9 protein-coding genes, 8 tRNA genes and 1 rRNA gene are annotated in these 10,693 nt (G+C 39.7%); 14 read left to right on the top strand and 4 right to left on the bottom strand.

The window, feature by feature from the left end:
• The 4 genes from thrB to ACW6OJ_RS05815 all read right to left on the bottom strand — a co-directional run.
• Window positions 1–812: homoserine kinase (thrB, locus tag ACW6OJ_RS05830; RefSeq protein WP_456096008.1), on the bottom strand; the 812-nt coding region annotated here is incomplete at its 3' end.
• An 8-nt stretch (window positions 813–820) separates the two neighbouring features.
• Window positions 821–1,870, bottom strand: a complete 1,050-nt coding sequence (gene thrC / locus ACW6OJ_RS05825; protein ID WP_456096007.1) for a threonine synthase — start codon at window positions 1,868–1,870, stop codon at window positions 821–823.
• A 20-nt stretch (window positions 1,871–1,890) separates the two neighbouring features.
• Window positions 1,891–3,228 carry a homoserine dehydrogenase gene (locus ACW6OJ_RS05820; protein ID WP_456096006.1) on the bottom strand — a complete coding sequence of 446 codons (1,338 nt, stop codon included), beginning with the start codon at window positions 3,226–3,228 and terminating at the stop codon, window positions 1,891–1,893.
• 162 nt (window positions 3,229–3,390) lie between these two features.
• Window positions 3,391–4,380, bottom strand: a complete 990-nt coding sequence (locus tag ACW6OJ_RS05815) for an aspartate-semialdehyde dehydrogenase (RefSeq protein WP_456096005.1) — start codon at window positions 4,378–4,380, stop codon at window positions 3,391–3,393.
• A gap of 210 nt (window positions 4,381–4,590) precedes the next feature.
• Here ACW6OJ_RS05815 and ACW6OJ_RS05810 point away from each other — a divergent pair, with 210 nt between their 5' ends.
• The 14 genes from ACW6OJ_RS05810 (at window position 4,591) to ACW6OJ_RS05745 (ending at window position 10,480) form a co-directional block, all read left to right on the top strand.
• The gene (locus ACW6OJ_RS05810; protein ID WP_456096004.1) at window positions 4,591–5,151 is read left to right on the top strand and encodes a methylated-DNA--[protein]-cysteine S-methyltransferase; all 561 of its coding nucleotides are present in this window, start codon (window positions 4,591–4,593) and stop codon (window positions 5,149–5,151) included.
• A 121-nt stretch (window positions 5,152–5,272) separates the two neighbouring features.
• Window positions 5,273–5,686: a hypothetical protein gene (locus tag ACW6OJ_RS05805; RefSeq protein ID WP_293437588.1), complete on the top strand. Its 414-nt coding sequence runs from the start codon at window positions 5,273–5,275 to the stop codon at window positions 5,684–5,686.
• 216 nt (window positions 5,687–5,902) lie between these two features.
• On the top strand, window positions 5,903–6,367 hold the full coding sequence (locus tag ACW6OJ_RS05800; protein ID WP_456096003.1) for a hypothetical protein: 465 nt from the start codon (window positions 5,903–5,905) through the stop codon (window positions 6,365–6,367).
• 1 nt (window position 6,368) lies between these two features.
• On the top strand, window positions 6,369–6,947 hold the full coding sequence (locus ACW6OJ_RS05795; RefSeq protein WP_455104570.1) for a hypothetical protein: 579 nt from the start codon (window positions 6,369–6,371) through the stop codon (window positions 6,945–6,947).
• 390 nt (window positions 6,948–7,337) lie between these two features.
• Window positions 7,338–9,326 (top strand): transketolase, encoded by a 1,989-nt coding sequence (tkt, locus tag ACW6OJ_RS05790; protein WP_456096002.1) that lies wholly within the window; start codon window positions 7,338–7,340, stop codon window positions 9,324–9,326.
• A 337-nt stretch (window positions 9,327–9,663) separates the two neighbouring features.
• A 5S ribosomal RNA gene (gene rrf / locus ACW6OJ_RS05785) occupies window positions 9,664–9,780 on the top strand.
• A 3-nt stretch (window positions 9,781–9,783) separates the two neighbouring features.
• Window positions 9,784–9,855, top strand: a tRNA-Asn gene (locus ACW6OJ_RS05780).
• 11 nt (window positions 9,856–9,866) lie between these two features.
• Window positions 9,867–9,938 (top strand) — tRNA-Glu (locus tag ACW6OJ_RS05775).
• A gap of 6 nt (window positions 9,939–9,944) precedes the next feature.
• A tRNA-Val gene (locus ACW6OJ_RS05770) sits at window positions 9,945–10,020 on the top strand.
• Window positions 10,021–10,027: 7 nt separating this feature from the next.
• Window positions 10,028–10,102: transfer RNA gene (locus tag ACW6OJ_RS05765), tRNA-Thr, on the top strand.
• Between the two features lie 17 nt (window positions 10,103–10,119).
• A tRNA-Lys gene (locus ACW6OJ_RS05760) sits at window positions 10,120–10,192 on the top strand.
• An 8-nt stretch (window positions 10,193–10,200) separates the two neighbouring features.
• Window positions 10,201–10,289, top strand: a tRNA-Ser gene (locus tag ACW6OJ_RS05755).
• 16 nt (window positions 10,290–10,305) lie between these two features.
• Window positions 10,306–10,398, top strand: a tRNA-Ser gene (locus ACW6OJ_RS05750).
• Between the two features lie 5 nt (window positions 10,399–10,403).
• Window positions 10,404–10,480: transfer RNA gene (locus ACW6OJ_RS05745), tRNA-Pro, on the top strand.
• The last annotated feature ends 213 nt before the right edge of the window (window positions 10,481–10,693 follow it).

The following is a 10,693-nucleotide window of genomic DNA, read 5'->3' as shown; positions in this document are numbered from 1 at the left end:
TTAACACTCGGGGCAGAATCATGGTCACAATAGGCTATGATAGTCGAACCGGATCCACTCAAGGAAAAGGCAAAGGCTCCTGCATCTAGGGCAGCTGCCTTAAAGTCATCAAAGCTCTTGATAAGGCCCTTTCTGTATGGTTCGTGGAGCTTGTCGGCCATAGTTTTACCAATCAAGTCCTTGTTTCCAGTCATAAAGCCAGCTAGCATTAAACTTAGGTGACCGCTAGTGTGGACTGCATCTGCCATACTTATGGACTTTGGTAGAACAGACCTAGACATATTTGTAGATACCTCATAGTCAGGTATGAATAGGACACAAGTCATATCCTCAAATGGATGGATAGAGTGGTAGATGACCTGGTTATCATCAACCATAGCAGATAGGACAATATTTCCCATTAGGGCTGGGGCTACATTGTCTGGATGTCCCTCTATTTGAGTTGCTAACATAAGGATCTGGTCCTGGCCAAGTTTGGCATCCACTAGGTGGTTTGCCACAAGCAGGCCACCTACAATTGCTGATGCACTTGACCCCATACCCCTAGCCAGGGGTATATCATTAATAATTTCAAGCTTATAACCCTTTGGGTATTTATTTACGTATTCAAATAGGTGGTTCATAGACCTTACAACTAGGTTTTCTTCATGGTCCTGGCCAAGCAATTTTTGACTTTCTAGTCCCTCGATAAAAAGAGAAATCTTGTCATCTTCCTGGCACTGGAAAGTTGAATACTGTGATAGGGCCATGCCCAACACATCGTAACCAGGTCCCATATTGGCTGTTGTTGCTGGTACTCTTACTCTAATCATAGGACCACCTAACCTTCTATCAGCTTTAGGACACTTTCCAGGTTGGCTGGAATAGATTGAGGCTTAACCGCCGATTCTAGGCAAGTATCTGGATCCTTCAGGCCATTACCTGTCAATATACAAACCACCTTGGCACCCTTTTCTATATCTCCGTTTTTTACAGACTGAATCACACCAGCAAGGGATGCAGCTGAGGCAGGCTCTGCGAATACACCCTCCTTGTTAGAAAGTAGCTTGTAGGCTGCCAGTATTTCTTCATCTGTAACTGCCTTGATAGATCCACCAGATTCATCTCTGGCTGCTAGGGCCTTATCCCAGGATGCTGGATTTCCAATTCTTATGGCTGTTGCCACAGTATCTGGATTTTCAAATGGGTGACCCTCTACAATTGGAGAAGCCCCCTTGGCCTGGTAGCCCTTCATCTTAGGTAGCTTTGTAGATTTTCCTGCTGCCTTGTATTCCTTAAAGCCCTTCCAGTAGGCAGTAATATTACCTGCATTTCCAACTGGTATAGCCAGGTAGTCTGGGGCATCGCCTAGGTCATCTACTATTTCAAAGGCACCTGTTTTTTGCCCCTCTATCCTGTATGGATTTATGGAATTTACTAAAGTAATAGGGTGGGATTCTGTAATCTCCTTTACTAGGTTTAGGGCATCATCGAAGTTGCCCTGGATAGCTACTACCTGGGCACCATACTGTAGGGCCTGGGCTAGTTTACCCATGGCAATATATCCATCTGGTATTAGGACTATAGTCCTTAGTCCGTACCTTGCACCATAGGCGGCTGCCGAAGCTGAAGTATTTCCTGTACTAGCACACATGATAGTGTCAGACCCTTCTTCTATGGCCTTGGCGATTGCCATAAACATACCACGGTCTTTAAATGAACCTGTAGGGTTTAGGCCCTCGAACTTAAAGTAAAGGTCTATGCCCAGTTCCTTGCTTAGGTTTAAACTCTTGATTAGGGGTGTGTTACCCTCGTACAGGGAAACCATAGGTGTATTTTCATTAACTGGTAAAAATTCCTTATATTGATTTATTAATCCTTGCCATTTCATACTTAAAATCTCCTTTGTCTCTATATGTCTTCTTCTATTCTAATAACTGTTATCGAATTGCTGATATTTTCTAATTCCATTATTGCCTCTTTGAAGGCTTTTTCTCTCACTCTTTCTGTCACAATTACAAATTGATCTACGTTTACCAGGTTTTGGCCTAGGTCAGTGTCTTCATACTTTTTATCTAAGTCATATATCTCTAGGCTTCTATTGGTCTTATTTATAGACCTTATCTTTAATCCTTTCTTATCAAGCAGGTCTATTAGACCACCCTGACCAAGCTTGTCATGGTCTGTAACTAGTCTGATATAGTAGGCAAAGTCTAGATCTTCTATATCTATAAGGGCCTTGTCTCCCATGCTAGCATAGGCCAATTCCGGTCTTGTTTGAGACAAGATCGCCTTACCGATTGCTACAATATCACTGACAATAGCTGAACCTGTTGGATTTCCTCCAGCTCCCCTACCATAGTACATTGTCTGGCCTAGATAGTCACCATCCACATATACAGCATTGAATTCATACTGAACTCCTGCAAGAGGGTGATTTTCTGCTATTAGGACTGGGTGAACTCTAGCAACAATACCTGAATCCTTATTTTCAGCAATAGCCAATAATTTAATTTTATAACCTAATTTCTTTGCTTGATTAATGTCTTCTAGAGATATATTTCTAATTCCTGATACGTATACCTGATCTGATTTTACAAGATTGTGAAAACCAAGGCTAGCAAGTATTGCACACTTCCTTGCAGCATCTAGGCCATCAAGGTCAGCACTTGGATCTGCCTCTAAGTAACCTAGGGCTTTGGCGTCTTCTATGATTGATTCCAATGATAAACTTTCTATTTCCATTCGTGTGAGAATATAATTTGTTGAACCATTTACGATTCCACTGATTTTTTTTATGTAATTTCCTGTAAGAGAAGTTTGTAGAGTTCTTAGAATAGGGATTCCACCGGCAACTGCGGCTTCAAAAAAGAAATGACAATTGTTTTGTTTGGCGAGTTCTGATAGTTCTTTGCCGTAGAGGGCGATTAAATCTTTATTTGCCGAAACAATGTGTTTTCCATTTTTAAAGGCGGCTTCGATAATTTCCTTGGATTTCTCTATTCCTCCCATTACTTCAACCACAATATCTATCTTTGGGTCTAGAAGAATGTCTTCGGGCCTGGAGGTAAGTATGCTATTGGATGTATCAACGGAGCGGGTCTTCCCGGTATCTCTGACACATATTTTACTTATCTGCGTGGTGCAGCCTAATTGACGCTCCAACAATTCACGGTTGGAGGTAAGTATCTCCACTGTTGAGGAGCCCACGGTCCCGAGACCAAATAATCCTATCTGTAATGTTTTCAAAATAAATTCCTCCTTCTTATCAAAGTTAACCTTGGCCACTTCTGTGTGGCCATCAATAAAATAAAGCTTTATACAAGCCTACTTTATGTGTTAAAAGATATTCTAACACTAAATGAGGAAAGATACAAGTTAAATCTTTCATTTGTTGCAAAATTATATTATTTAAACTTGTCTTTTTGCCTCTAGCATCTCTGCTATTTGTACAGCATTACTGGCTGCTCCCTTTCTGATATTATCTGCCACGCACCAGATGTAAAAGCTCCTATCCTGGGAAATATCCCTCCTAATCCTTCCAACATAGACCTCATCGTGACCGCTTGCCTCTAATGGAGTAGGGTAGAGGTTTTCTCCTGGGTCATCAAGCAGGACTAGGCCTGGGGAATTTTTCAGTATACTTCTTATTTCATCAACACTAGTATCCTTCTTAAATGTTACATTGATGTCTACTGAGTGTGAGTTTAGGACTGGTACACGAACACATGTAGCCGTGATTCTAACATCCTCATCAAGGGATAAAATTTTCTTAGTCTCACCAATCATCTTCATCTCTTCCTTTGTGTAGCCGTTGTCTAAGAAGGCGTCTATATGGGGAAGAACATTATTGTAAATTGGATGAGGGTATTTCTTTGGCTCCTGGCCATCCTGGCCATTTAAAAGGTCATCTATACCACCCTTGCCTGATCCTGAAACAGCCTGGTAAGTCGTGTAGGCTACGCGGTCTAGACCAAAGGCATCCGCTAGTGGCTTAAGTGGTACTACTGATTGGATAGTGGAGCAGTTTGGATTAGCTATAATCTTTCTCTTTAATATGGGCTCATTGCACTCTGGAACTATAAGGTCTATATCTTCTTCCATCCTCCAAGCACTTGAATTGTCAATTACTATGATTCCCTTGGATTCAGCGATAGGTGCAAACCTACGAGAAGTATCCCCACCTGCAGAAAAGATTGCGTAATCGATTTCCTTATCGAAGGAATCTTCTCTTAACTCCTCGACGATGACATCCTGCCCCCTAAATTGAAGGACCTTTCCTGCTGACCTAGCTGATGCCATAAGGTAGATCTTATCAACCTCTAGCTTGCTTTCACCAAGTCTTTCAATCATCTTTGTTCCTACGAGCCCTGTAGCTCCTACAATTGCGAAATTAGCCATAATATAATTTCCTCCTTATGTAAATTTATAAAAAAGCAAGTGCAGTTAACTGTCTTGCTTGATTTGCTAAATCGCATGTATGAATTCCTATAAAGTTTGTAGAATATTATAAGGCATATAAAAGCATTTGTAAATAGAAAAGTCTAAAAAATGAATAAATATATAAATTAGGTGCAAAATTTGATATATTATAGCTAGGAGGTGGCATTTATGTACTATTCAAGAGAATATAAATCGCCCTTGGGAATAATAACCCTAGTGTGCGACGATAATAAAAGACATATAGTTGGGCTATGGCTAGAAGGTCAGAAATACTATATGGATGGCCTGGATGCTAGCCAGGTTATCCCAAGCAAGTCGGAAAAAAGATGTGAGGTTTCAGATCATAAGATGGATATACTGGACAAGGCTAACCATTGGCTTGACAGGTATTTTGCCGGTCAAAATCCACCTATAGGTGAGCTGAGTTTAAAGCCAGAGGGTACAGCCTTTAGGCAGGAGGTATGGTCAATATTAATGAACATACCATATGGTCAGGTTACATCCTATGCGAGTATAGCAAGACAGGTGGCTAAAAACCTAGGGAGGGAGTCTATGTCAGCCCAGGCTGTCGGAGGAGCGGTAGGCCATAACCCTATATCTATAATAATACCCTGTCATAGGGTCTTAGGACGTCATGGAGACCTGACAGGCTATGCAGGTGGTTTAGACAAAAAAATATGGCTCTTGGACCATGAGGGGGTAAGTGTCCGAAATACTAGCCTAGATTAAGGCTTGTATTATTTTATATTTAGAAATTTTAAGATAGTAAAAATAGTTTTAAAATGGTATAATATTTATGATGCATAATCTTATGTAGATAAAAATTTCAAATTATTGGAGGTAAAGAAATATGAAGAAAATTATTGTACTAGCCTTAAGTTTAATTTGCGCTGTCTCATTAGTGGCCTGCGGAAGTAGTAACAAGGATAAAGATGGAGACAGGGTCGAGGTATACGATAAAAATCAGAAGATGATTTCTGAAATGACTAGTCAAAAGGATTTGAAATATATTTCAGAGCTTATTGCTAAGAGTACTGAGAGTATGAAATCTAAAGATTTCCAGCTTTTAGAGGTTCCAAAAGATGCAGTAGTTAGCAGGGAGTACAGGGCTATTACTAAGGCTACTGATGGTAAAGACTTTGTAGTTAAGTTTACTGTATATGAAAACTATCCGTATATGACATTATCAGGTATACAAGGAATTCCTGACTTTACATGGAAGCTAACTGATGAAGATTATGCAAAGCTAAAGGATATGAAATAAATAAGTCCTAAAGAATATTTTTATTCATATAAGGAGTAATGCCTAATAGAGTAAATTAATATAAATCGAGATAAGAGCAGCGAGTTAAAAGACTTTGCTGTTCTTTTTTATGAATGGTGGAGAATTTCTCAGTAGAAAAAATATTTTATAAATGGTATAATATTTTAAAATATTTAAATATAAAAAAGTATGATTTATCTATGAAGGGGAGCTAATATGAAAAATTTGATAGGCCTTATAAGTGATAAGCCTTGGATAGTAGTTGCTGCGATGACTATACTATTCTTTGTAAGTCTAGGACGATTGATATATAAGCAGTCTAGGCGAAAGAAGGCCTTTAATATGATTAAGGATATGAGAAATAATAGGGACTTATCCAAAGTATACCTAAGGATGGATAATGGATATGGTGATTTTTATGATGTTTCAGTTAGTATGGATAGTGAAATATGGCACAGGGCAGTCTTTACTGAAGACCTACTGACTCCAGCCATACTCTTACCTCCAGGAAAGTATGAGCTTAAGTTCTTCGTAAAATCGCGTTCAGGAGTCTCACCATACCATAGCAAGAAGGGGGCTTTTTATACTGAAGTCATAGTGGAACCGTTTATTGATACGATGATCGTATTTGATAATGATACTTTAGCAAGTTGGCAAGAAGACTATAAGGAGGAAAATTAAAATGGATAAGCTAAGAATCAACTTTATCGATAACTGGGAAAAGAAAGACGTTAATTTAGAGGAGCTTAGGCTAGCTCTAGAGGAGGGTAACTCGTCTGTTTATACTGATGCCAGTTTTAAAAAGATTTCAAGCAAGTGGAAGAAATTTAAGGAGAGGGGGATTTCAAATCTTTACCTGATTAAGGAGTTGGATGACGATGGTGTTGCATGTGCATACTATGCTTATTCGATAACTGACGGTGTAATTGATGAAGAGACTTTAGAGAGAATCAGAGAAATTTGTTCACAGAACCTATCTTCAGGTGAGATGAGGGCCGATGGATCCTTCTCAAAGCCGGATGAATGGTGGGATACACATCCACTACGCTCTATAAAGGCAGTTGAATCTGGTTCAGCAGACAGTCTACACCAGTTTTTATCAGCAGAGCTTTATCCAAAGGGAATTGTACTTAGCACAAGAAGTGTCAAGGCAAAGCATGCAAATGAATTGGCTTGCTCAGCAGTTGCCTGGGGTGTGAGTACTTCGCTTTTCAAGAAGGGGGCATATATGAGTCTTCTTATTCATAATGACTCTCTGTAAATCGTAAATATGGTAAATTAATATAATAGAAGTATTAAAGCAGTGAATGTAGAGGTTTGCTGCTTTTTCTTATTAAGTATTTATATAAAAATACCAATGGATACAAATAGCTCGTAAGAATTGATAGAGGGCTTTTGTTTTATGAATATTTGCTAGCTGGAACATAGGGGGGTTGATATAAAAAAGCAAAAACAAATGTATTTTAACTACCCAATAAATGATCAAGCCAAAATATCTATTAATTTTCTGATAAAAATTGTAATTTATCTATAATTAAGTTAAAATAAATAGAGTAGTATAAAGAATTTTTAGACGATATTAGTAGGTCTTTTAATTATAGATACCTTATAATCGAAAAGTATAAGTAAATTTTTTTGGAGGATATTTAATATGAACATTAATCAAAAGGCAGTAAATGCTTTAAGAATCTTGTCAGCTGACCAGGTTCAAAAGGCCAATTCAGGACACCCAGGTTTGCCACTAGGTGCAGCTCCTATAGCATACAGCTTGTGGGCTAATAATATGAACCATAATCCAAAGAACCCAAATTGGGAAAACAGGGATAGGTTTATTCTATCAGCAGGACATGGATCTTCATTACTATACTCCCTACTTCATATGTTTGGGTATGGACTAAGCTTAGAGGATTTAAAGAGCTTTAGACAGTTTGGTAGCCTTACTCCAGGACACCCAGAATACAAGCATACGGCAGGAGTAGAATCTACTACAGGACCTCTAGGTGCAGGTGTATCTACAGCAGTGGGTATGGCAATGGCAGAAGCACACTTGGCTGCAAAGTTCAACAAGGATGGATATCCTATAGTTGACCACTATACATACGCCCTAACTGGTGATGGATGTTTGATGGAGGGTGTAGCATACGAGGCCCTATCATTGGCTGGTACCTTGAAATTAGACAAGCTAATTGTCCTATACGATTCAAATAGGATAACTATAGAAGGCGATACAGACCTTGCCTTTACAGAAGATGTAGCGGCTAGATTTGAAGCTTTCGGCTACCAAGTACAGTTAGTTGAAGATGGAAATGACCTAGATGCTTTAAATGCAGCAATAGCTAAGGCTAAGGCAGATAAGGAAAGGCCATCATTGATAATATGCAAGACTCAGATTGGTTATGGTTGTCCTGCTAAGGTTGGTAAGGCATCTGCTCATGGGGAGCCACTAGGTGAAGATAATATAGTAGAGCTTAGAAAATTCCTAGGATGGGAAAACCAGACATCATTTGAAGTGGATGCAGAAATTTATGACCACTATAAGGCACTTGCAGAAGAAGGCGCTAAGAAGGAAGAGGCTTGGAAGGCTATGTTTGCTGAATATGCAACAAAGTATCCAGAAGATGCAAGGCTATGGGATGAGTACTTTGCTAAGCCTGATGTTCAGAAGATAATAGATTCAGAAGAGTATTGGGCACATGAAGATAAGGCTATGGCTACAAGAGCTGTATCAGGTGATATAATCAACAAGCTAAAGGATGTATATCCTAACCTAGTAGGTGGATCAGCTGACCTTGCACCATCCAATAAGACTGAAATGAAGGGTCAGGGATACTTCTCAGCAACTGATAGGAGCGGTAGAAATATCCATTTTGGTGTAAGAGAAATGGCTATGACAGCTATAACAAATGGTATCTACCTACATGGTGGTTTAAATCCATATTGTGCTACATTCTTTGTATTCTCTGATTTCATGAAGCCAATGATTAGGTTATCATCTTTAATGGGACTACCAGTTACATTTGTGTTGACTCATGACTCTATTGGGGTTGGTGAAGATGGACCTACACACGAACCTATCGAACAGTTGGCTATGCTAAGGTCTATACCTAACCTAAACGTATTTAGACCAGCTGACTATACAGAAACTGCAGTAGCATGGGCTAGTGTAATAGGATCAGAGGCTACTCCAACTGCAATAGTACTTACAAGACAGAACCTACCTCAGCTAGAGGGTTCTTCTAAGGAAGCTTTCAAGGGTGGATACATATTAGCAGAAGCAACTAATAAGGATAAGATAGACCTGATTATAATGGCATCTGGATCAGAAGTAGAGCTAGCTCTTGGGGCTAAGGAAGAGTTAGAAAAGGAAGGCAAGTCAGTAAGAGTAGTATCTGTACCATGTATGGATATCTTTGAAACTCAGTCTCCAGAATACATTGAGGAGGTGCTTCCATCTGCTGTTAGGACCAGGTTGGCGGTTGAGGCAGCAAACCCAATGCCATGGTACAAGTACATTGGCCTAGATGGTGATGTAGTCGCTATGAACTCATTTGGGGCATCAGCTCCAGCCAAGGTATTGTTCGATCACTTTGGCTTCACAGTAGCTAATGTAGTAGACAAGGCCAAGGCCCTAGTTAAATAAGACATAAAATATCTAAATTGATAATATAAGACATATAATATGTAAAATAAAGACTCTACACCCAAGAAAAATTAAACAGGGAATGTGGGGTCTTTTTTTGGTCTTACAAGGAAAAAATCCTATAAAATTCGCTAAAATACGTATATATTACATAAAATATAATTTATAATTCGTATAATTAAAAATAGAAAGAAAAAACTTATTTTTTAGGCGAAAAAACTTACAAAAAAGTGTTGACGCTATATAGCAATTATGATATTATAATACTTGTCCTCGAGGGGATGAGAAAGTTTAAAAGAAAGTTTGAAGCGGACAATTTTTGTCGCTTTCAAGTTAATGTGGTTACTATAGCAAGGAGGATACACCTGTTTCCATTCCGAACACAGAAGTTAAGCTCCTTAGCGCTGAAGGTACTTGGTGGGAAGCTGCCTGGGAGAATAGGACGTAGCCACGTTATTCCAAGGTAGCTCAATGGTGGAGCAACCGGCTGTTAACCGGTAGGCTGTGGGTTCGAGCCCCACCCTTGGAGCTTTCTACCATGGCTCCTTGGTCAAGCGGTTAAGACACCGCCCTTTCACGGCGGTAACAGGGGTTCGATTCCCCTAGGAGTCATAATGTGGGAGTATAGCTCAGCTGGGAGAGCATCTGCCTTACAAGCAGGGGGTCACAGGTTCGAGCCCTGTTACTCCCACCATTAATATGCTGGTGTGGCTCAACGGTAGAGCAGCTGACTTGTAATCAGCAGGTTGTAGGTTCGATTCCTATCACCAGCTCCATTGGAATTAAATAGCCTGGTCTATTAGCTCAGTCGGTAGAGCACTTGACTTTTAATCAAGGTGTCCCGAGTTCGAATCTCGGATAGATCATTTTTTTTGGAGAGGTGTCCGAGTGGTTTAAGGAGCTGGTCTTGAAAACCAGTGATGTCGTGAGGCACCGTGGGTTCGAATCCCACCCTCTCCGCCACTTATAATTTTATTTTGGAGAAGTACTCAAGAGGCTCAAGAGGATCCCCTGCTAAGGGATTAGGCTGGGTAAAACTGGTGCGAGGGTTCGAATCCCTCCTTCTCCGCCATAGGACGAGGTGTAGCGCAGTTTGGTAGCGCACGTGGTTTGGGACCATGGGGCCGGGGGTTCGAGTCCCTTCACCTCGACCATTTTTTTGAGAATATAAGCCATTATATTGAAAAAAATAATGAACTTTGAAAATTGAACAGCAGGTTAATTCAATGAGTCTTTTTAAGACAATTGATTAATCGTTTAAACCATGTAAGACAAACTTACTTGATTTAAACCACAAACAAACCAAGCCAGATATTTTAGAGATAACAATAGTCTGAGCGCAGTAACAAATTTTTTATGAGAGTTTG

The organism is Peptostreptococcus sp., from assembly GCF_977045075.1.
The sequence above is the reverse complement of the archived record's forward strand: the minus strand, read 5'-3'. Positions and strand labels throughout refer to the sequence as shown.

Bases quoted from the DNA above. Each gene is read 5' to 3' on its own strand.
- ACW6OJ_RS05800 (WP_456096003.1), top strand. From the start codon at position 5,903: ATGAAAAATTTGATAGGCCTTATAAGTGATAAGCCTTGGATAGTAGTT.
- thrC (WP_456096007.1), bottom strand. From the start codon at position 1,870: ATGAAATGGCAAGGATTAATAAATCAATATAAGGAATTTTTACCAGTT.
- ACW6OJ_RS05815 (WP_456096005.1), bottom strand. From the start codon at position 4,380: ATGGCTAATTTCGCAATTGTAGGAGCTACAGGGCTCGTAGGAACAAAG.
- ACW6OJ_RS05805 (WP_293437588.1), top strand. From the start codon at position 5,273: ATGAAGAAAATTATTGTACTAGCCTTAAGTTTAATTTGCGCTGTCTCA.
- ACW6OJ_RS05810 (WP_456096004.1), top strand. From the start codon at position 4,591: ATGTACTATTCAAGAGAATATAAATCGCCCTTGGGAATAATAACCCTA.
- ACW6OJ_RS05795 (WP_455104570.1), top strand. From the start codon at position 6,369: ATGGATAAGCTAAGAATCAACTTTATCGATAACTGGGAAAAGAAAGAC.
- tkt (WP_456096002.1), top strand. From the start codon at position 7,338: ATGAACATTAATCAAAAGGCAGTAAATGCTTTAAGAATCTTGTCAGCT.